This is a genomic window from Serratia sp. 1D1416 (assembly GCF_003641105.1).
Taxonomy (GTDB): domain Bacteria; phylum Pseudomonadota; class Gammaproteobacteria; order Enterobacterales; family Enterobacteriaceae; genus Serratia; species Serratia ficaria.
In genome coordinates, this window is sequence record NZ_CP032738.1 from 639,161 (window position 1) to 660,875 (window position 21,715).

The 21,715-nt window shown below is 57.9% G+C and carries 16 protein-coding genes; 5 read left to right on the top strand and 11 right to left on the bottom strand.

Annotated features, from left to right (window positions below; genetic code table 11):
- Positions 1 to 34 precede the first annotated feature (34 nt).
- The 3 genes from D7I37_RS03075 to D7I37_RS03085 all read right to left on the bottom strand — a co-directional run bounded on the left by D7I37_RS03075 (position 35) and on the right by D7I37_RS03085 (position 3,194).
- Positions 35 to 1,315, bottom strand: coding sequence for a polysaccharide deacetylase family protein (locus tag D7I37_RS03075; protein WP_061798624.1), 1,281 nt, complete (start codon positions 1,313 to 1,315; stop codon positions 35 to 37).
- A 188-nt stretch (positions 1,316 to 1,503) separates the two neighbouring features.
- Positions 1,504 to 2,274 (bottom strand): ABC transporter permease, encoded by a 771-nt coding sequence (locus D7I37_RS03080; protein ID WP_061798622.1) that lies wholly within the window; start codon positions 2,272 to 2,274, stop codon positions 1,504 to 1,506.
- Positions 2,271 to 3,194, bottom strand: a complete 924-nt coding sequence (locus D7I37_RS03085) for an ABC transporter ATP-binding protein (RefSeq protein WP_129543295.1) — start codon at positions 3,192 to 3,194, stop codon at positions 2,271 to 2,273. Before D7I37_RS03085 ends, D7I37_RS03080 begins: the two co-directional genes overlap by 4 nt.
- Before the next feature lie 190 nt (positions 3,195 to 3,384).
- Here D7I37_RS03085 and can point away from each other — a divergent pair, with 190 nt between their 5' ends.
- On the top strand, positions 3,385 to 4,041 hold the full coding sequence (gene can, locus D7I37_RS03090; RefSeq protein ID WP_061798618.1) for a carbonate dehydratase: 657 nt from the start codon (positions 3,385 to 3,387) through the stop codon (positions 4,039 to 4,041).
- 37 nt (positions 4,042 to 4,078) lie between these two features.
- Here the strand turns inward: can and hpt are convergent, their stop codons facing one another.
- Positions 4,079 to 4,615 (bottom strand): hypoxanthine phosphoribosyltransferase, encoded by a 537-nt coding sequence (gene hpt / locus D7I37_RS03095; RefSeq protein ID WP_071827054.1) that lies wholly within the window; start codon positions 4,613 to 4,615, stop codon positions 4,079 to 4,081.
- 99 nt (positions 4,616 to 4,714) lie between these two features.
- Complete coding sequence (cueO, locus tag D7I37_RS03100; protein WP_061798616.1) at positions 4,715 to 6,343, bottom strand: multicopper oxidase CueO; 1,629 nt, start codon at positions 6,341 to 6,343, stop codon at positions 4,715 to 4,717.
- 171 nt (positions 6,344 to 6,514) lie between these two features.
- Here cueO and D7I37_RS03105 point away from each other — a divergent pair, with 171 nt between their 5' ends.
- The 3 genes from D7I37_RS03105 to speD all read left to right on the top strand — a co-directional run bounded on the left by D7I37_RS03105 (position 6,515) and on the right by speD (position 8,751).
- A complete protein-coding gene (locus D7I37_RS03105) occupies positions 6,515 to 6,862 on the top strand; it encodes a YacC family pilotin-like protein (RefSeq protein WP_061798704.1) in 348 nt (115 codons plus the stop codon).
- A gap of 125 nt (positions 6,863 to 6,987) precedes the next feature.
- The gene (speE, locus tag D7I37_RS03110; protein WP_061798614.1) at positions 6,988 to 7,848 is read left to right on the top strand and encodes a polyamine aminopropyltransferase; all 861 of its coding nucleotides are present in this window, start codon (positions 6,988 to 6,990) and stop codon (positions 7,846 to 7,848) included.
- Positions 7,849 to 7,956: 108 nt separating this feature from the next.
- Positions 7,957 to 8,751 (top strand): adenosylmethionine decarboxylase, encoded by a 795-nt coding sequence (gene speD / locus D7I37_RS03115; protein ID WP_061798612.1) that lies wholly within the window; start codon positions 7,957 to 7,959, stop codon positions 8,749 to 8,751.
- A gap of 34 nt (positions 8,752 to 8,785) precedes the next feature.
- On the opposite strand, the gene yacL is transcribed toward speD, so the two are convergent.
- From yacL to pdhR, 6 genes are all read right to left on the bottom strand, one after another.
- Entirely contained in the window at positions 8,786 to 9,148 is a 363-nt protein-coding gene (gene yacL / locus D7I37_RS03120) for a protein YacL (RefSeq protein WP_061798610.1), read from the bottom strand.
- A 204-nt stretch (positions 9,149 to 9,352) separates the two neighbouring features.
- Entirely contained in the window at positions 9,353 to 11,950 is a 2,598-nt protein-coding gene (gene acnB, locus D7I37_RS03125) for a bifunctional aconitate hydratase 2/2-methylisocitrate dehydratase (RefSeq protein WP_061798608.1), read from the bottom strand.
- A 584-nt stretch (positions 11,951 to 12,534) separates the two neighbouring features.
- Positions 12,535 to 13,959 carry a dihydrolipoyl dehydrogenase gene (lpdA, locus tag D7I37_RS03130; RefSeq protein ID WP_061798702.1) on the bottom strand — a complete coding sequence of 475 codons (1,425 nt, stop codon included), beginning with the start codon at positions 13,957 to 13,959 and terminating at the stop codon, positions 12,535 to 12,537.
- A gap of 234 nt (positions 13,960 to 14,193) precedes the next feature.
- Positions 14,194 to 16,071: a pyruvate dehydrogenase complex dihydrolipoyllysine-residue acetyltransferase gene (gene aceF, locus D7I37_RS03135; RefSeq protein WP_061798606.1), complete on the bottom strand. Its 1,878-nt coding sequence runs from the start codon at positions 16,069 to 16,071 to the stop codon at positions 14,194 to 14,196.
- A 13-nt stretch (positions 16,072 to 16,084) separates the two neighbouring features.
- Complete coding sequence (gene aceE / locus D7I37_RS03140; RefSeq protein ID WP_061798604.1) at positions 16,085 to 18,748, bottom strand: pyruvate dehydrogenase (acetyl-transferring), homodimeric type; 2,664 nt, start codon at positions 18,746 to 18,748, stop codon at positions 16,085 to 16,087.
- A gap of 165 nt (positions 18,749 to 18,913) precedes the next feature.
- Positions 18,914 to 19,678: a pyruvate dehydrogenase complex transcriptional repressor PdhR gene (gene pdhR / locus D7I37_RS03145; protein WP_004937490.1), complete on the bottom strand. Its 765-nt coding sequence runs from the start codon at positions 19,676 to 19,678 to the stop codon at positions 18,914 to 18,916.
- A gap of 632 nt (positions 19,679 to 20,310) precedes the next feature.
- On the opposite strand from pdhR, the gene D7I37_RS03150 reads away from it, so the two are divergent.
- Positions 20,311 to 21,687 carry an amino acid permease gene (locus D7I37_RS03150; protein WP_061798602.1) on the top strand — a complete coding sequence of 459 codons (1,377 nt, stop codon included), beginning with the start codon at positions 20,311 to 20,313 and terminating at the stop codon, positions 21,685 to 21,687.
- The last annotated feature ends 28 nt before the right edge of the window (positions 21,688 to 21,715 follow it).

Sequence of the window (21,715 nt, forward strand, 5' to 3'; positions counted from 1 at the left end):
GCCGACAAAGATGCAGCTTGAAATATGACGAGTATTACTGCACCACCACCGTGCCCGGCTTGTTGGCGATCCGATCCGCCATGGTCTGGATGGAGTCGGTGCGCAGAATATACAGCCGCTTCAGCGTATAGGGGTTATCCCCCGGCTTCACCTTGCCCTGCACCGTGGTCACCGCCAGATGGAAACCGGCGTCTTGCGCCGCCTGGATCGCGCGCTGGTTGTAGCCGCCGAACGGATAGGACACATACAGCACGTGCGGGTTGAACTGCGACAGCGCGCGGCGCGAACGCTCGAAATCAAACTCGATATTGTGCAGCGAGCGGCTCAGCAGGATCGGCTGGCGGTTGCCGTCGGTGCGATGCAGGAAATGGGTGTGCGACTGCACGTCGAACACGTCCTGGATCTGCTTGAGCTCCGCCACGCTCATAAACTGCAGCGAATCCGGGTTCCACTTCTGCGGATGGCGTTTGATGCGCGACGAGATGATAAACGCCGTGGCGCGGAAGCCGTAGTCTTTCAACACCGGGTAAGCGTAGCGATACACCGATTTCAAGCCGTCGTCGAACGTCAGCACCACCGCCTTGCCCGGCAGGTTGATCTGGTTCTTTAGATAGGCTTCCAGCTGATACAGCGAAATGGTGTCATAACCCGCCTGCTTCAGAAAGGTCATCTGGTTGCTGAACGCCACGTCCGAGGTGGTGGTCGAGGTGTGGCGGAAGCGCTTGTTCTCTTCGTTTTTCAGCAGATGATGGTAGGTCAGCACCGGGATGCCGTTGTCTATCTCGCAGTCCAGATCGCTGACGTAGCCCAGCCGATCGCCGATGTTGATCTCATACCAGGTATTGTTCAGCCGATCTTTCAGCTTGCCGATGATCGGATAGCGCAGGTTTTCCTCGAGCGTGCCGAACACCTCGCTCTCGTTATCCGCCGCGGTGTAGACGTTGATCGCCTTTTGAGTGATCAGGTTCTGATTGGTCAGCGGCTTGTTCAGCTCGCCGAGGGCGTCCTCAACCTTGCGTGATTTTCTCCGTTCGCGCACGTCGTCTTTATCGATAAAACCGGTGCCGTGGCCGAACTTGAACTCGAAATATTCCGCATCCGCCGGGAACACCTGGATCAGTTGCCCGCGCTTCACTTCCCCGACCGGGATCACATGCTCGCCAATCAGCGAATAAACTTCGCTGTCGCGCTGCGCTTCCATGTATTCAGATTGAACAGCGCTGTCTTCCGACAGCAGATTCGCCAGGCTCGCCGGAGAGGCCAGCGCCATTAGGGTGCCGAGTAGCCCAGCCGCTATCTTGTGTTGAGGCCGCATGATTATGTTCTGCTTACGAGTGCGTAATAACAAAGGTGGAGAAAATGTGGAGCGCCAGCATAGCACGATTTGAACAGCGGGGAGAAAGGGGTTATTTGAGCAATTCTAGTGATTTATGCCCGGGGCAGACATGACGTCTGCGCCGAATCAATAAAAGCGCCCCGCTGCCGATGCGGGGCGCGCTACGATCAGCTGCGCAGGCCGCGGCCACGCTCAATCAGGTACCAGGACAGCAGATAGAACACCGCGATAAACGCCACCAGCACCGCCATGGTGAACGCCAGCGGCACGTCGCTGATGCCGAGGAAGCCGTAGCGGAATCCGCTGATCATATAGACGATCGGGTTCAGCTTGGAGACCGCCTGCCAGAACGGCGGCAGCAGCGTCAGCGAGTAAAACACCCCGCCCAGATAGGTCAGCGGCGTCAGCACGAAGGTCGGGATCAGGCTGATGTCGTCGAAGGTGGTGGCGAACACCGCGTTGATCAGCCCCGCCAGCGAGAACAGGATCGCCGTCAGCAGCAGCGTCAGCGCGATCACCCACCAGGCGTGCACCTGCAGCGGCACGAAGAACAGCGAGATGACGGTGACCAGCACGCCGACGCAGATACCGCGCGCCACCCCGCCGCCGACATAGCCGGCGATCACCACGTGGGTCGGCACCGGCGCCACCAGCAGCTCTTCAATATTGCGCTGGAACTTGGCGCTGAAGAACGACGAGGCGACGTTGGCGTACGAGTTGGTGATCACCGCCATCATGATCAGACCGGGCACGATAAACTGCATATAGCTGAAGCCGTGCATATCCCCGATGCGCGAACCGATCAGGTTGCCGAAGATAATGAAATACAGCGTCATGGTGATCACCGGCGGCACCAGGGTTTGGATCCAGATGCGCGCGAAGCGGTTGACCTCTTTGGCCCAGATGCTCTGCAAAGCCACCCAATACAAACGCGTCATGCTTTTTCTCCATTGCCATTAACCAGGGTGACGAACAGCTCTTCCAGCCGGTTTGCCTTGTTGCGCATGCTCAGCACCTGCACGCCCTGCGCGCTCAGTTGGGCGAACAGGCCGTTCAGCCCCTGCTCGCGCATCACTTCCACCTCCAGGGTGGCGGTGTCGGTCAGGCGGCTGTGGTAACCGTCCAGCTGCGGCAGCGGGCTTTTCGCCGCCAGATCGAGGATGAAGGTTTCCGACTTCAGCTTGGACAACAACCCTTTCATCGAGGTGTTTTCCACCAGCTCACCGTTCTGGATGATGCCGATATTGCGGCACAGCATTTCCGCTTCCTCCAGATAGTGGGTGGTGAGAATGATGGTGGTGCCCTGGGCGTTCAGCTCCTTCAGGAAGCCCCACATCGAGCGACGCAGCTCGATATCCACCCCGGCGGTGGGTTCATCGAGGATCAGCAGCTTCGGCTGATGCATCAGCGCCCGCGCGATCATCAGCCGACGCTTCATGCCGCCGGACAGCATGCGGGCGCGTTCGTTGCGCTTGCCCCACAGATCCAGCTGGGTGAGGTATTTTTCCGCGCGCGCCAGCGCTTCACGCCGCGTGACGCCGTAGTAACCCGCCTGGTTGACCACAATCTGCATCACGGTTTCGAACGGGTTGAAGTTGAACTCCTGCGGCACCAGCCCCAGCTGGCGCTTGGCGTTGACGATGTCTTTATCGATGTCATAGCCGAACACCCGCACGCTGCCGGCGGTTTTGTTGACCAGCGAACTGATGATGCCGATGGTGGTGGATTTTCCGGCGCCGTTTGGCCCCAGCAGGGCATAGAAATCCCCCGCTTCGACGTTCAGGTCGATTCCGCGCAACGCCTTTACGCCACCGGCGTAAGTCTTGGTCAGCTGCGCTAATTCCAGTGCATAATTCATATGTAAAAGAGTACCTTATGACGATGAGTATGCCGTCGTGTCTTGTAATGAGGATGATTTTATCATCGGCGGCGTTTTCACTGAGTCGAATCCGTGCGGAAAAAAAAGCGTTACTGTTCCGATTTCCAAATTGTGACGCTTGCCCTATATTACCCCAACGCAATCTGTTCGTTACAGGTCAATAACCTCCATGAAAGAAATCGAAAAGCTTATCGCCAATAACCAGGCCTGGTCGGCCAATATCAGCAAGGAAGACCCGGACTTTTTTGAACGTTTATCACAGGCGCAAAAGCCCCGCTTTTTATGGATAGGATGCTCTGACAGCCGCGTTCCCGCGGAACGCCTGACCGGCCTGGAGCCGGGTGAGCTGTTTGTCCACCGCAACGTGGCCAACCTGGTGATCCATACCGATCTTAACTGCCTGTCGGTAGTGCAGTATGCGGTGGATGTGCTGGAAGTCGAGCATATCATCATCTGCGGCCACCTGGGCTGCGGCGGCGTGGAAGCCGCGGTGGAAAACCCGGAGCTGGGGCTGATCAACAACTGGCTGCTGCACATCCGCGACCTGTGGTACAAACACAGTTCGCTGCTGGGTGAGCTGGAGCCGGAACAGCGCCTCGACGTGCTGTGCGAAATCAACGTCATTGAACAGGTGTATAACCTGGGTCATTCCACCATCATGCAGTCCGCCTGGAAACGCGGGCAAAAAGTGATGATCCACGGTTGGGTATACGGCATTCAGGACGGCCGCCTGCGCGATCTGGACGTGACCGCCACCAGCCGCGAGAGCCTGGAGATGGGCTACCGCAAGGCGATAGCCACGCTGCAGCAGGATAAAGGCCTCTAACCCCGCAATGGGCGCGGCGTGCCGCGCCCTCAGCAGATTACTCGTCCAACAGCACCACTTTGCCGACGTACGGCAGATGGCGATAGCGCTGGGCGTAGTCAATGCCATAGCCGACCACGAATTCGTCCGGGATCGAGAAACCGACGTACTCCACCGGCACCTCCACTTCACGGCGCTCGGGTTTGTCCAACAGGGTGCAGATCGCCAGTGACTTCGGCCCGCGCAGCGCCAGAATTTCGCGCACTTTATTCAGCGTATTGCCGGAATCGATGATGTCTTCGACGATCAGCACGTCTTTGCCGCGGATGTCTTCATCCAGATCCTTGAGGATTTTAACGTCGCGGGTGGTGGACATGCCGCTGCCGTAGCTGGAAGCGGTCATAAAGTCGACCTCATGCGGCACTTCGATAGTGCGGCACAGATCGGCCATGAACATGAAGGAGCCGCGCAGCAAGCCGACCAGCACCATGTCACTGCCGCTGTCGCGGTAATGTTCGGTGATCTGGCGGCCAAGTTCGGCGATACGGGTCTTAACTTCCTGCTCGGAAATCATTACGTCTACAGTGTGTTTCATAGTTTTCAGGTCAGTTGCCGGAAGAAAGGCGCAGAGTTTAGCATAGCCTGCCGCCGGTGGCGACGCGAGCGCGCCGCCACAAATCACCTGCGGGAAGGATCAATCGCTGACGGTAAAGCCCAGCATCATGCCGGTATCTTCATGCTCCAACAGGTGACAGTGCGCCATATAGGCATGTTCGGCGCTGGCGGAATGATCGAAACGCACCAGCACTTCGCTGCGCCAACCTTCCACGCGTACGGTGTCTTTCCAGCCGCTGCGATGAGCGGCCGGCGGTTTGCCGTTTTCCGACAGAATGCGGAACTGGGTGCCATGAATATGGAACGGGTGCAGCATCATGTCGCCTTCGCCGGAGATGGTCCATTTTTCATACTGGCCGCGTTTGGCGGCGAACATCGGCTTGGTCATATCAAACGCCTTGCCGTTGATCATATTGCCGTGGCTGAAATCGAACGGCTTGGCCGCATGATCCATGCCTTTCATCGCGCCGTGATCCATGCCCTGCATATTGCCGTGGTCCATTCCTTTCATGGCGCCGTGGTCCATCCCCTGCATTTCGCCGCCGCCCTTCGCGCCGTGGTCCATGCTCATGCCGGCCATCGCCTGGTGGCCATAGCGGTCCATCAGCGCCTGCATCCCCAGTTTGTCCAGCTGCGGATCCATCATCAGCTGCAGCCAGCGTTCCTGAATGCCGGCCATCGGCGGCAATGCGGGCAGCTTCACCAGGCTGTCCGGCATGGTTTTAACCCCCTGCGCCAGCGACGGCTGTATGCGCAGCACCGGCAGCGGCTGGTCAAACGGCGCCAACGTCATGCCCATTTGCTTCACCGGCAGCGTGACGATGTCGAACGGCTTGCCGTCGGAGGCGTCCACCAGCACTTCGAAGCGTTCGCCCATCAGCATCGGCAATTCGCTCAGCTTCACCGGCGCGGCCAGGAAGCCGCCGTCGCTGGCGATGACGTACAGCGGCCGGTTATCGCTGGCCGCCAGGGTCAGCGTACGGGCGTTGCAGCCGTTGAGGAAGCGCAGCCGCAGCCAGCCGCGCGGCGCCAGATGTTGTGGGTACTGCGCGCCGTTGGTGAACATCCGATCGCCAAACCAACCCACGGCGGCGCTCATCACGTCCAGCTGATATTCGATCTGCGCATCTTTGCCCAGGCGTTTGTCCTGCAGGATCACCGGGATATCATCCTTTCCCCAGGTCTTGGGCAGCGGCAGCGCGCTGCTCTCTTGGTCTTCCAGCAGCACCAGCCCCGCCAGGCCCATCATCACCTGATGGCCGGTTTTGCCGTGGGTATGCGGGTGGAACCAACAGGTCGCCGCCGGCTGGTTAATGGTGAAGTTAACGCTGCGGGTAGCGCCGGGTTGGATCAGCGCCTGTGGGCCGCCGTCGACGTCGCCGGGAATTTCCAGGCCGTGCCAGTGAACGGTGCTGGCCTCGGGCAGGCTGTTTTTGATATCGACCGTTACCGGTTCGCCGCGTTGCAAACGCACCGCCGGCCCGAGCAGCGCCCCATTGACGCCCCAGGTTTTGGTCGCGGCGGAGGGCAGCCAGCGGGTTTCGCCAGCCTGCAGCGCCAACGCGATCTTGCCCTGCGCATCCGGCGCCAGCAGCGGCGGGATCGGCAACGCCGGCAAATCGGCCGCCCAGACGGAGCGGCTCCACAACGGTAATGCGCCAGCCGCGCCCAGTGCGGCGGTCAATTTGATAAAATCACGGCGTAACATCGCTGACTCCCTTTTCTCAGTGACATAACTCAACGCCGCCAGCCTAAACCCTCCCCTTAGCGGAAGGTCAAGCGTTAACTGACGGTTATGTTAGCCCGGAGCAATAAAATTTGGTGCCTTTACAGGCAAGTGTGGTAACGTCTGCTGACGATAAACAGGTCTATTTTCATGATGAAAAAAACAACGTTACTGATGCTGTTGCTGGCTATGCTGGGGTTCTCCAACGCCAGTCTGGCGCTGAATGAATCCGAGGCGGAAGATCTGGCCGATCTGACGGCGGTATTTATTTATCTGAAAAATAATTGCGGCTACAACGACTTGCCGAATGCGCAGATCAAACGCGCCATCGTTTATTTCGCCCAGCAAAACCGCTGGGATCTGAGCAACTATAATAGCTACAACATGAAGGCGCTGGGCGAAGACAGCTATCGCGATCTCAGTGGCATCGCTATCCCTACCCCCAACAAGTGCAAATCGCTGGCGCGCGATTCGCTGAGCCTGCTGGCCTACGCCAATTAATCTGGCCGTCACCTTTCCCCCGCCTGCCGCTACCTCTGCCTGAAATTCAACCGTGCATCACCCGGCAGAGTTAGCTATGATGTTGCGCCAATTTTTCATGGCTGTTATTACGGAGTTTCCCGCACATGACCCAGAAAGAAATTTGGTATGAAACGCTGCATGCCAACTTCGGCCAGTACTTCTCGGTGGAGAAGGTGCTGTATCGTGAGAAGACCGAGCATCAGGACCTGGTGATTTTCGAAAACCCGGTGCTGGGGCGCGTGATGGCGCTCGACGGCGTGGTGCAAACCACCGAGCGCGACGAGTTCATCTATCACGAAATGATGACCCACGTGCCGCTGCTGGCGCACGGCGCGGCGAAAAAAGTGCTGATCATCGGCGGCGGCGACGGCGGCATGCTGCGCGAAGTCAGTCGCCACCCGGGCGTAGAGCAGATCACCATGGTCGAGATCGACGCCGGCGTGGTGGAGTTCTGCCGCCGCTATCTGCCTAATCACAACGCCGGTTCTTACGAAGATCCGCGCTTCAGGCTGGTGATCGACGACGGCGTCAACTTCGTCAATCAGACCGCCGAAAAATTCGATGTGATTATCTCCGACTGCACCGACCCGATCGGCCCCGGCGAAAGCCTGTTCACCTCGGCGTTCTATGAAGGATGCGCGCGCAGCCTGAACGAGGGCGGCATCTTTGTCGCGCAGAACGGCGTTTGCTTCCTGCAGCAGGACGAAGCGATCAACAGCCACACCAGGCTCAGCCAATATTTTGGCGACGTCAGCTTCTATCAGGCGGCGATCCCGACCTACTACGGCGGCATCATGACCTTCGCCTGGGCGAGCCAGAACCCGGCGCTGCGCCAGCTCGATTTGGCCCAGCTGCAACAACGCTTTAATCAACGCGGTTTAAACTGCCGTTATTACAACCCGGCAATTCATGCGGGCAGCTTTGCTCTGCCGCAGTATTTGCTCGACGCCCTGTGCCCGAAATAATTGGCGTTGCGCAGCGCTTGAACAAGCGCCGCCAACGCAGAGGCGGCTTCGATTATGCCGAGAATGAACGTGACACGTTAAGTGAGAAGATAAAGGAGGTGAACCAAATTGCATAAGCTAAAACTGCACGGCTTCAACAACCTGACCAAAAGCCTGAGTTTTTGTATTTACGATATTTGTTACGCCAAAACCGCGGACGACCGCGACGGCTATATCGCCTACATTGACGAACAATACAACGCCAATCGACTGACCGAGATCCTGAGCGAAACCTGCTCGATCATTGGCGCCAACATTCTGAACATCGCACGTCAGGACTACGAGCCGCAGGGCGCCAGCGTCACCATTCTGGTCAGCGAAGAGCCGGTCGATCCGAAAGACGTAGATACGTCGGAACATCCCGGCCCGCTGCCGAACACGGTGGTCGCGCACCTGGACAAGAGCCACATTTGCGTTCACACCTATCCGGAGAGCCATCCGGAAGGCGGGTTATGCACCTTCCGCGCCGATATCGAGGTATCGACCTGCGGCGTGATTTCACCGCTCAAGGCGTTGAATTATCTGATCCACCAGCTGGAATCCGACATCGTCACCATGGATTACCGCGTGCGCGGCTTTACCCGCGACGTGAACGGCGTGAAGCATTACATCGATCATGAGATCAATTCGATCCAGAACTTTATGTCTGAGGATATCAAGTCGCTGTACCACATGATGGACGTGAATGTTTATCAGGAAAACATCTTCCATACCAAGATGTTACTGAAGGACTTCGATCTGAAGCATTACCTGTTCAACGCCAAACCGGAAGAGCTTGGCGCCGCCGAGCGCCAGGAAATCACCGATCTGCTGTGGAAAGAGATGCAGGAAATCTATTACGGCCGCAATATTCCGCATCTGTGATGGGTAACGGGCGCGGCCTGCCGCGCCCTTACGTTCAGTACTTCAACATGAACGAACGGTAGGCCTTCAAGACCAGCAAGAAATCCTCAACGCCGCAGAATGAGAGGCTTTCTTCGTCGTAGTAATTCATCCCCTCCTCCATCTCATCGCCTTCGAACTCCAACTGGTTAGCGCGGATCATCACTTCTTCGCCGTCCATCAGCAGCGTGTATTCGTGCCCATTCAGCTGCCATTGGCGCTCGCTGCCCTTCACCTCGGCCGCACCGGCCTCGATGCGATCCAGCAGGTTGAAGTCGCCTTTGACTTCCTCGTTGATCCAGTGGCCGATTGCCTCATGCCCCATCGAAAATCTGACTATCACCTGACCGGTGACGTCACGCAGAAATTCGTAATCCATAGCACGCCCTCCCGAGCCCTTTTTCTTAGTGTAAACATTACTGGCTGACTAACTCAGTGAGCGCTCGCAAAGTTGGCAACTGAGCAAAATAAAACGGGAGGCCAAGGCCTCCCGTTAAACAGTTGCGCAATATTACCCATCATTTTTCGAATTGCAACGGCGTTGGCCGCCTTGCCGCAGTGCGAATGATTTGGTTAACGCGGCTTAAACGGCGGTTTGGAAGATCACGCCGTCGGCTTTTTCGGTGTACTGCCCCAACTGGTCAAAGTTCAGATAGCGGTAGGTGTCCGCCGCAGTCTTGTCGACCTGCGCCATATAGGTCTGGTACTCGTCCGGCGTCGGCAAACGGCCCAGCAGCGAAGCGACCGCCGCCAGCTCGGCCGAAGCCAGGTAGACGTTGGCGCCGGTGCCCAAGCGGTTCGGGAAGTTACGGGTGGAGGTGGATACCACCGTCGCGCCGTCCGCCACGCGCGCCTGGTTGCCCATGCACAATGAACAGCCCGGGATCTCGATGCGCGCGCCGCTCTTGCCGAATACGCTGTAGTAGCCCTCTTCGGTCAGCTGAGCCGCATCCATCTTGGTTGGCGGTGCCACCCACAGGCGGGTCGGCAACTGGCCCTTGTGCTGATCCAGCAGCTTGCCGGCCGCGCGGAAGTGACCGATGTTGGTCATGCAGGAACCGATGAATACCTCATCAATTTTGCTGTTGGCCACGTCGGACAGCAAACGCGCATCGTCCGGATCGTTTGGCGCGCACAGAATTGGCTGGGTGATTTCCGCCAGATCGATGTCGATCACCGCGGCATATTCCGCATCCGCGTCGCCTTCCAGCAATTGCGGATCCGCCAACCATTTTTCCATGCCCTGAATGCGGCGCTCCAGCGTGCGGCGATCGCCGTAGCCTTCGGAAATCATCCACTTCAGCAGCACGATGTTGGAGTTCAGGTACTCTTCGATCGGCGCCTTGTCCAGCTTGATGGTGCAGCCGGCGGCGGAACGCTCGGCGGAGGCGTCGGTCAGCTCGAACGCCTGCTCGACCTTCAGATCCGGCAGGCCTTCGATCTCCAGAATGCGGCCGGAGAAGATGTTCTTCTTGCCCTTCTTCTCGACGGTCAGCAAACCTTGCTGGATCGCATAATAAGGGATGGCGTGCACCAGGTCGCGCAGGGTGATGCCCGGCTGCATTTTGCCTTTGAAACGCACCAGCACCGATTCAGGCATGTCCAGCGGCATTACGCCGGTAGCCGCGGCGAACGCCACCAGGCCGGAACCGGCCGGGAAGGAGATGCCGATCGGGAAGCGGGTGTGGGAATCGCCGCCGGTGCCGACGGTGTCCGGCAGCAGCATGCGGTTCAACCAGGAGTGGATAACGCCGTCGCCGGGGCGCAGCGAAACGCCGCCGCGGTTCATGATGAAGTCAGGCAGCGTGTGGTGGGTCGTCACGTCGACCGGTTTCGGGTAAGCGGCGGTATGGCAGAACGACTGCATCACCAGATCGGCGGAGAAGCCCAGACAGGCCAGATCTTTCAGCTCGTCGCGGGTCATCGGGCCGGTGGTGTCCTGCGAGCCCACCGAAGTCATCTTCGGTTCGCAGTATTCGCCAGGGCGAATGCCGGCAACGCCGCAGGCGCGGCCAACCATTTTTTGCGCCAGCGAGAAGCCCTTGCTGCTGGCGGCGATCGGCTTGGCGATGCGGAACACGTCGCTGTGCGGCAGGCCCAGCGCTTCGCGCGCCTTGGTGGTCAGGCCGCGGCCGATGATCAGCGGAATACGGCCGCCGGCGCGCACTTCATCCAGCAGCACGTCGGTTTTCAATTCGAAGTTGGCGATCAACTCGCCGGTTTCGTGGTTGCGCACTTCGCCCTTGTACGGGTAAACGTCGATCACGTCGCCCATATTCAGCTCGGAGACGTCCACTTCGATCGGCAATGCGCCGGCATCTTCCATGGTGTTGAAGAAGATTGGCGCAATCTTGCCGCCCAGCACCACGCCGCCGCCGCGTTTGTTCGGCACGTGCGGGATGTCGTCGCCCATAAACCACAGCACCGAGTTGGTGGCGGACTTACGGGAAGAGCCGGTGCCGACCACGTCGCCGACGTAGGCCAGCGGGAAGCCTTTCTTGTTCAGCAGCTCAATCTGTTTGATCGGGCCGACGCTGCCCGGTTGATCCGGCACGATGCCTTCACGTTCGTTCTTCAGCATCGCCAGGGCGTGCAGCGGGATATCCGGGCGCGACCAGGCGTCCGGCGCCGGCGACAGGTCATCGGTATTGGTTTCGCCGGTGACTTTGAATACGGTGACGGTGATTTTTTCCGCCAGTTCAGGGCGCGACAGATACCAGTCGGCATCGGCCCAGGATTGCATGATCTGCTTGGCGTACAGATTGCCGGCCTTGGCCTTTTCTTCCACGTCGTAGAAGTTGTCGAACATCAGCAGCGTGTGGGACAGCGCTTTGGCGGCGATCGGCGCCAGCTTTTCGTTATCCAGCGCGTCAATCAGCGGGTGAATGTTGTAACCGCCCTGCATGGTGCCTAACAGTTCGATGGCTTTCTCGGGGGTAACCAGGGGGGATGTCGCTTCACCTTTGGCGATGGCCGCCAGGAAACCTGCTTTGACGTAGGCGGCTTCGTCGACGCCCGGTGGAACACGATTAATCAGCAGGTCTAACAGGAATTCTTCTTCGCCTTTTGGCGGATTCTTTAATAATTCGACCAGCGCGGCCATTTGGGTGGCGTCTAACGGCTTAGGGGCAATGCCCTCAGCAGCACGCTCGGCTACGTGCTTACGGTATTCTTCTAGCACGACGTTCTCCTCGCTCTCATTGTCATTTATTGTGCCTGGCGTTTATACCCGTCGTCTTTCAAGCCGCAGTGTTGTTACCTGCGCTCGTTCACCCCAGTTACTTACCTGAGTAAGCGCCTGGGGATGAACGAGCTGGGCGCCTAACTGCAACTTGAAAGCCATAGGGTAACTCTTCAAACCGGGTTTAGCGCACGGTGTTGGTGCCATTGATCCTGACGGGGCACTGCTGTCGATGTCCTGGACTGTAAGGTACAGTGCCCGGTTCCGCTCAGCCAGCATATCAGGATTTGAAACGGTTGTTAATTCGTTCACATAAAAGCAACATTAAATCTTTGCTGAATCGTTGAGCACAGTGTAATCGGCTGTATATCAGGCTGGCCCAACGCCGGGAGCCGACTATGGGAAACGACCAAGCTCAGCGCCAAGAGCACAACACGATAACCATGCATTTGCAAGGGTTATAGGTATGGGGATCAAAATTTGAGAGGAAAGGACGCCTCATTGAGCGGCCTTTTACCGCCTTCGACGCATAAAAAAACGGCCCCTTTTCAGGAGCCGCTTGTTACCCGGTCAAACCAGCAGAATTACTTCTTCTTGGCTTTCGGGTTAGGCAGGTCGGTGATGCTGCCTTCGTAGATCTCTGCCGCCAGGCCTACGGATTCGTGCAGGGTCGGGTGAGCGTGGATGGTCAGCGCGATGTCTTCCGCGTCGCAACCCATCTCGATGGCCAGACCGATTTCACCCAGCAGCTCGCCGCCGTTGGTGCCGACAATCGCGCCACCGATGATGCGGTGAGTTTCTTTGTCGAAGATCAGTTTGGTCATGCCGTCCGCACAGTCGGAAGCGATCGCACGGCCGGAAGCCGCCCACGGGAAGGTGGAGGTTTCGTAGCTGATGCCTTTCTCTTTCGCTTCTTTCTCGGTCAGACCCACCCATGCAACTTCCGGCTCGGTGTAAGCGATTGACGGGATCACTTTCGGGTCGAAGTAGTGCTTCATGCCGGCGATCACTTCCGCGGCAACGTGGCCTTCGTGCACGCCTTTGTGCGCCAGCATCGGCTGACCGACGATGTCGCCGATAGCGAAAATGTGCGGCACGTTGGTGCGCAGCTGTTTGTCGACGTTGATGAAGCCGCGGTCGTCGACTTCAACACCGGCTTTGCCGGCATCCAGCAGTTTGCCGTTCGGCACGCGGCCGATGGCCACCAGTACCGCGTCGTAGCGCTGCGGTTCTGCCGGCGCTTTTTTGCCTTCCATCGTGACGTAGATGCCGTCTTCTTTGGCTTCTACCGCGGTCACTTTGGTTTCCAGCATCAGGTTGAACTGCTTGCTGATGCGTTTGGTGAAGACTTTCACCACGTCTTTATCTGCAGCCGGGATAACCTGATCGAACATTTCGACCACGTCGATCTGCGAACCCAGCGCATGGTATACGGTGCCCATTTCCAGGCCGATGATGCCGCCGCCCATGACCAACAGACGCTCTGGGACGGTTTTCAGCTCCAGCGCATCGGTAGAGTCCCACACGCGTGGATCTTCATGAGGAATGAATGGCAGTTGGATCGGACGGGAACCTGCGGCGATGATGGCGTTATCGAAGTTGATGGTGGTCGGGCCATTTTCGCCTTCGACAACCAGGGTGTTAGCGCCGGTAAATTTGCCCAGGCCGTTGACCACTTTCACTTTACGGCCTTTGGCCATGCCAGCCAGACCGCCGGTCAGCTGATTGATGACTTTTTCTTTCCAGACGCGCACTTTGTCGATGTCGGTTTTCGGCTCGCCGAAAACGATGCCGTGCTCGGCCAGCGCTTTGGCTTCTTCGATCACTTTGGCAACGTGCAGCAGTGCTTTGGAAGGGATACATCCCACGTTCAGGCAAACCCCGCCCAGAGTGGAATAACGTTCAACCAGAACGGTTTCAAGACCTAAGTCAGCGCAACGAAAGGCAGCAGAGTAACCTGCCGGGCCCGCCCCAAGTACCACGACCTGAGTTTTAATTTCAGTACTCATCATGACCTCTTAATTAGTTGTCCGGCGGGTCAGACGTCATTTTTATTGCTAATCGATCTCATAACGCCCTTCATCCACCGGGACGCTTACACCGCGAGCAGTTTACAGAATTGTTAATAAACTGCAAAGCGTGTTCGAGTGACCCGTGTCTCAACAATTTTGTCGAGTCATGCAAAACCCGACAAAACTGCTGCTGAAGCGATAAGGGCGCAGCATAACTGCGCCCCTTTTCTATTACATCACCAGACGGCGAATGTCAGACAGCATATTGTTGATGATGGTGATGAAACGCGCACCATCTGCACCGTCGATGACGCGGTGGTCGAAGGAGAGCGACATCGGCATCATCAGACGCGGCACGAACTCTTTACCGTTCCACACCGGCTCCATCGCAGACTTGGAGACGCCCAGGATAGCCACTTCCGGCGCGTTGACGATAGGCGCGAAGTGAGTCGTCCCGATACCGCCCAGGCTGGAGATGGTGAAGCAACCGCCCTGCATTTCGCCTGCGGTCAGCTTGCCGTCGCGGGCTTTCTTGGAGATAGCCATCAGCTCGCGAGACAGTTCGGTGATGCTCTTCTTGTTCACATCTTTGAATACCGGAACCACCAGGCCATTCGGCGTATCTACCGCCACGCCGACGTTGATGTATTTTTTCAGCGTCAGCTTCTGGCCATCTTCGGACAGCGAGCTGTTGAAACGCGGCATCTGCTCCAGAGCGGCGGCGACGGCTTTCATGATGAACACCACCGGGGTGAACTTCACGTCCAGCTTGCGCTTGGCAGCTTCTTCGTTCTGCTGCTTGCGGAAAGCTTCCAGATCGGTGATGTCGGTTTTGTCGAAGTGAGTCACGTGCGGGATCATCACCCAGTTGCGGCTCAGGTTGGCGCCAGAGATTTTCTGGATGCGGCCCATTTCGACTTCTTCGATCTCGCCGAACTTGCTGAAGTCCACTTTCGGCCATGGCAGCATGCCTGGCAGACCGCCGCCGGCAGCGGCTGGAGCGGCTTCGGCGCGTTTCACCGCGTCTTTAACGTAAGCCTGAACGTCTTCGCGCAGGATGCGGCCCTTACGACCGGTGCCCTTCACTTTCGCCAGGTTTACGCCGAACTCGCGCGCCAGACGGCGGATAACCGGGGTGGCGTGCACATAGGCGGCGTTCTCGGTGAACTCGCCTTTGCTCTCGGCTTTCGCGGCCGGTGCAGGGGCTGCGGCTTCCTGCCTGGCCGGCGCCGGTGCGGCTTGCGCAGCAGGGGCAGCGGCCGGCGCAGCGCCTTCCACTTCGAACACCATGATCAGAGAACCGGTTTTCACTTTGTCGCCGGTGTTGATCTTGATCTCTTTAACGGTACCCGCGAACGGCGCCGGCACTTCCATCGAAGCCTTGTCGCCTTCAACGGTGATCAGCGACTGCTCGGCGGCAACCTTGTCGCCGACCTTGACCATCACTTCGGTCACTTCGACTTCGTCGCCGCCGATGTCCGGCACGGCGACGTCTTTGGCCGCAGAGGCCGCAGGCGCTGCAGCGGCGGCAGGGGCTTCAGCCGCAGCCGGGGCCGCAGCGGAGGCTGCGCCGGCCACGTCGAACACCATGATCAGGGAGCCGGTTTTCACTTTGTCGCCGGTCGCGATCTTGATCTCTTTAACGGTGCCCGCGAACGGCGCCGGCACTTCCATCGAAGCCTTGTCGCCTTCAACGGTGATCAGGGACTGCTCGGCTTCCACCTTGTCGCCCACTTTCACCAGGATCTCGGTCACTTCGACTTCGTCGGCGCCGATGTCCGGCACTTCAACGTCTTTGGCTGCAGCGGCAGCCGGCGCAGCGGGAGCCGCCGCCGGTTTTTCTTCCGCTTTGGCCGCCGGTGCGGCCTGCGCCGCGCCTTCGGCGTCGAAGATCATGATCAGTTTGCCGGTTTCGGTTTTATCGCCGACCGCCACTTTGATTTCTTTCACCACGCCCGCCTGCGGGGATGGCACTTCCATGGAGGCCTTGTCGCCCTCCACGGTGATCAGCGATTGTTCAGCTTCAACCTTATCGCCAACCTTCACCAGGATCTCGGTGATTTCGACTTCGTCTGCACCGATGTCCGGTACGTTGATTTCGATAGACATTATTCAGTACCTCTTAAGCCAGACGCGGGTTAACTTTTTCTGGGTTGATGTCGAATTTCTTAATCGCATCGGCTACCACAGAAGCTTCGATTTCACCGCGTTTAGCCAGTTCACCCAGGGCGGCAACCACCACGTAAGACGCATCGACTTCGAAGTGGTGACGCAGATTCTCGCGGCTGTCTGAACGACCGAAGCCGTCAGTGCCCAGTACGCGGTAATCGCTGGCTGGAACGTAAGTACGAACCTGCTCTGCGAACAGTTTCATGTAGTCGGTAGAGGCTACCGCAGGCGCATCGCTCATCACCTGAGCGATGTAAGGCACGCGTGGCGCTTCGGTTGGGTGCAGCATGTTCCAACGCTCGCAGTCCTGGCCGTCGCGCGCCAGTTCGGTGAACGAGGTGACGCTGTAGGTGTCGGAACCCACGCCGTAGTCTTTCGCCAGGATCTGCGCGGCTTCACGCACGTGGCGCAGGATGGAGCCCGAGCCCAGCAGCTGCACCTTGCCTTTGCTGCCTTCCAGAGTTTCCAGCTTGTAGATACCCTTGCGGATGCCTTCTTCTGCGCCCTGCGGCATGGCCGGCATGTGGTAGTTTTCGTTCAGCGTGGTCAGGTAGTAGTACACGTTTTCCGGGTTGTCGCCGTACATGCGCACCAGACCGTCGTGCATGATCACCGCCACTTCGTATGCGTAAGCGGGATCGTAAGAGATGCAGTTAGGGATAGTCAGGGACTGAATGTGGCTGTGGCCGTCTTCGTGCTGCAGACCTTCGCCGTTCAGGGTGGTACGGCCTGAAGTACCGCCGATCAGGAAGCCGCGCGCCTGTTGGTCGCCCGCCGCCCAGCACAGGTCACCGATACGCTGGAAACCGAACATCGAGTAGTAGATGTAGAACGGGATCATCGGCAGATCGTTGGTGCTGTAGGACGTCGCTGCGGCCAACCATGAAGAGGCTGCGCCCAGTTCGTTGATGCCTTCCTGCAGGATCTGGCCTTTCTCGTCTTCTTTGTAGTAGGCAACCTGCTCGCGGTCCTGCGGGGTGTACTGCTGGCCGTTAGGGCTGTAGATGCCGATCTGACGGAACAGGCCTTCCATACCGAAGGTACGCGCTTCGTCGGCGATGATGGGCACCAGGCGATCTTTGATCGACTTGTTCTTCAGCATCACGTTCAGGGCACGCACGAAGGCGATAGTGGTGGAGATCTCTTTGTTCTGCTCTTCCAGCAGCGAGCTGAAGTCTTCCAGCGCCGGCATTTCCAGCTTCTGGGTGAACTCCGGCAAGCGGGTAGGCACGTAGCCTTTCAGCGCCTGACGACGTTCGTGCAGGTATTTGTACTCTTCGGAATCTTTCTCGAAGGTGATGTACGGCAGTTTTTCGATGTCGGCATCGGCAACCGGCACGTTGAAACGATCGCGGAAGTGGTGAACCCCTTCCATGTTCATTTTCTTCACCTGGTGCGCGATGTTTTTACCTTCCGCAGTTTCACCCATGCCGTAACCTTTGATGGTGTGGGCCAGGATTACGGTTGGTTTGCCTTTGGTATCCTGCGCTTTTTTCAGTGCGGCAAAGACTTTCTTCGGATCGTGACCGCCACGGTTCAGCGCCCAGATTTCGTCGTCGGTCATGTCTTTGACCAGCGCCGCGGTTTCCGGGTAACGGCCGAAGAAGTGCTCGCGCACGTAAGCGCCGTCTTTGGATTTGAAGGTCTGGTAGTCGCCGTCCAGGGTCTCGTTCATCAGCTGAACCAGTTTGCCGCTGGTGTCTTTGCGCAGCAGTTCATCCCAACGGCCGCCCCAGATCACTTTCAGCACCTGCCAGCCTGCGCCGGAGAAGATGCCTTCCAGTTCGTTGATGATCTTGCCGTTGCCGGTGACCGGGCCGTCCAGGCGCTGCAGGTTGCAGTTGATGACGAACACCAGGTTGTCCAGCTTCTCGCGGGTCGCGATGGTGATGGCGCCCTTGGATTCCGGTTCGTCCATCTCGCCGTCGCCCAGGAAGGCGTAAACGGTTTGCTCAGCGGTGTTTTTCAGGCCGCGGTGTTCCAGATATTTCAGGAACTTCGCCTGATAGATGGCGCTGATTGGGCCCAGGCCCATGGATACGGTCGGGAACTGCCAGAATTCCGGCATCAGTTTTGGATGCGGATAAGAGGACAGACCTTTGCCGTGAACTTCCTGACGGAAGTTGTTCATTTGTTCTTCGGTGAGACGGCCTTCAAGGAAGGCGCGCGCGTAAACGCCCGGAGAGATGTGGCCCTGGAAGTAAACCAGATCGCCGCCGTCTTGCTCGTTGCGTGCGCGGAAGAAGTGGTTAAAGCAGACTTCATAGAAGGTCGCGGAAGACTGGAAGGAAGCCATGTGGCCGCCCAGGTCCAGGTCTTTCTTGGATGCGCGCAGAACGGTCATGATCGCGTTCCAGCGGATCGCTGAACGAATACGGCGCTCCAGATCCAGGTTGCCTGGGTAAGCAGGTTCGTCTTCTACCGCGATGGTGTTGATGTAGTTGTTGGCCGCAGCGCCTGCTGCCACGCTAACACCGCCCTTGCGGGCTTCTCCCAATACCTGATCAATCAGAAACTGAGCTCGCTCAACACCCTCTTCACGGATGACCGATTCGATCGCCTGCAGCCAGTCGCGGGTTTCGATCGGATCCACGTCATTGTTTAAACGTTCTGACATGGTGGTATTCCTTATCTGTCTAATGGTTTGTTTGGAGCCTGTCTTCCTGTGTTCTGTGGCAAAACACACGAAGACAGGCCCATCAGTTTAGTTGCCGCTTAAGTACTTAACTAAGTACCTCGAACCTAAACTCCGCAGGCTGGTGTGCCCTGAAGAGCAGGGTTCTTAATCCTTGCGTTGCTGGAGACGCCGTAGCGATCTCTCGCGGCGGGTATGCTCCCGACTGAGATCCAGCAAGATTTCCTCGATAAACGCCAAGTGGCGGTGCGAGGCTTCACGGGCCTTTTCCGGCTCGCGTGCCACAATCGCCTCAAAAATCCCGGCGCGGTGGCTGCTCACTTTTGCCAACATCTCACGGCGCGAGTAGAGCAATTCAAAGTTCTGACGCACGTTCTGTTCCAGCATCGGCCCCATGCAGCGTAGCAGGTGCAGCAACACAACGTTGTGGGCAGCTTCGGTCACGGCGATTTGGTACTGCATGACCGCGTCGGCTTCGGCGTCGAGATCGCCGCTGTCCTGGGCCTGCTGAATCACTATGTGGCAATCGCGGATGCGCGCCAGATCTTCATCGGTGCCGCGCAGCGCCGCGTAATAGGCGGCAATGCCTTCCAGCGCGTGACGGGTTTCCAGCAGATCGAATTGTGATTCAGGATGGTCGGCCAGCAGTTCAGCCAGCGGATCGCTGAAGCTCTGCCACAGATTAGTTTGTACAAAGGTGCCGCCGCCCTGACGGCGCAGGAGCAGCCCTTTAGCTTCCAGGCGCTGGATGGCCTCTCTCAGAGAAGGGCGGGAAACATCAAATTGTTTCGCCAGCTCGCGCTCCGGAGGCAGCTTTTCGCCTGGACGCAGCGTTCCCTCGAGGATCAGGTATTCGAGCTGCTGCTCGATAACGTCTGACAACTTGGGTTGGCGGATTTTGCTGTAGGCCATGGGTGAATTCATCTCTGCGAATGGCGCGGAGTCAATTGGTAATACCAATTTCAAAAACGTGACGGTAAAGTAACAAAGTATTCACCTCCTGTCCATATGGCCCTTGATCGAAATCAGGTTACCCGCACATTTTAACACCCCGATTAAAAGCCCGCCGCAGGCCGGTCGCGCCGGGCCGGTAATCCCCTTTACGCGCCAGGCGTTGGTTTTAACTTTTACCAAACCTTACATCAGGCAGAGTGCAAACTTTTTGCCCGAGTTTTATTGCATGATTATTAAGCTTTAATGAATGGCTATTTCGCCAACTGCCCGGCCATCGGCTGTTTACTATTTGAACGCGGAAAAAAGGTCTTATCTACGTTATTTTTGCGCATTATGTGATTTGTTGCTTATTTCATGCACTGAATCCCCCCTGCCGTCACACAACCCGCATTTTGTTTCCTAAACTGCTGAAATCTTAATCACTCACACGACAAAGCAGGTGCAAACTGACGCGCATAACATTATTCTTTGCCAAACGGTAGCGGCGCCGTGGAATTAATAGCTATAACGCCGTAAATAAAACAAAACACACATCGTAACCACTGCTTTACAGCATGTGCGTAATTCTGCAACGACAGAGGGTTTGATTGATGGATGGTCAACAGCATGGCGACCAGCTGAAACGCGGCCTCAAAAACCGGCATATTCAGCTTATTGCCTTAGGTGGCGCAATAGGTACCGGGCTATTCCTCGGTATCGCTCAAACAATAAAAATGGCCGGCCCGTCGGTCATTCTCGGCTATGCCATTGGCGGTTTCATCGCGTTTCTGATCATGCGCCAGCTCGGCGAAATGGTGGTTGAGGAGCCGGTGGCCGGTTCGTTCAGCCACTTCGCTTACAAATACTGGGGCAACTTCGCCGGCTTCGCTTCCGGTTGGAACTACTGGGTGCTGTACGTGCTGGTGGCGATGGCGGAACTGACCGCGGTCGGCATCTACGTGCAGTACTGGTGGCCGGAGATCCCCACCTGGGTGTCCGCCGCGGTGTTCTTCCTGGCGATCAACGCCATCAACCTGGCCAACGTGAAGGTCTACGGCGAGATGGAATTCTGGTTCGCCATCATCAAGGTGGTGGCGATCATCGGCATGATCGTCTTCGGCGCCTACCTGCTGTTCAGCGGCATGGGCGGCCCGGAAGCCACCGTCACCAACCTGTGGGCGCAGGGCGGGTTCTTCCCGAACGGCATCATGGGGCTGGTGATGGCGATGGCGGTGATCATGTTCTCGTTCGGCGGCCTCGAGCTGGTCGGCATCACCGCCGCGGAAGCCGACAACCCGCAGAAAAGCATTCCCAAAGCCACCAACCAGGTGATCTACCGCATCCTGATCTTCTACATCGGCTCGCTGACCATTCTGCTTTCGCTGTACCCGTGGGGCAAAGTGGTCGAAGGCGGCAGCCCGTTCGTGCTGATCTTCCACGCGCTGAACAGCAACCTGGTGGCGACCGTGCTGAACATCGTGGTGCTGACCGCCGCGCTGTCGGTGTACAACAGCTGCGTATATTGCAACAGCCGCATGCTGTACGGTCTGGCGCAACAGGGCAACGGGCCGAAAAGCCTGCTGAAGGTCGACGGCCGCGGCGTGCCGGTGATCGCCATCGGCGTTTCCGCCCTCGCCACCGCATTCTGCGTGCTGATCAACTACCTGATCCCGGGGCGCGCCTTCGAACTGCTGATGGCGCTGGTGGTATCGGCGCTGGTGATTAACTGGGCGATGATCAGCCTGGCGCATCTGAAGTTCCGCGCCGCCAAGGATCGCGAAGGCGTAGAGCCGAAGTTCAAAGCCTTCTGGTACCCGTTCAGCAACTATCTGTGCCTGCTGTTTATGGCCGGCATTCTGGTTATCATGTACCTGACGCCGGGCATTCGAATCTCGGTGCTGCTGATCCCGGTATGGGTGGCGATTCTGGCCATCGGCTACGCCATCAAGCAGCGCAGCCAACGCATCGCCGGCGCCACCAGCCGCTGAGGCTGCGCCCCCTCGCATTTCATGGCCC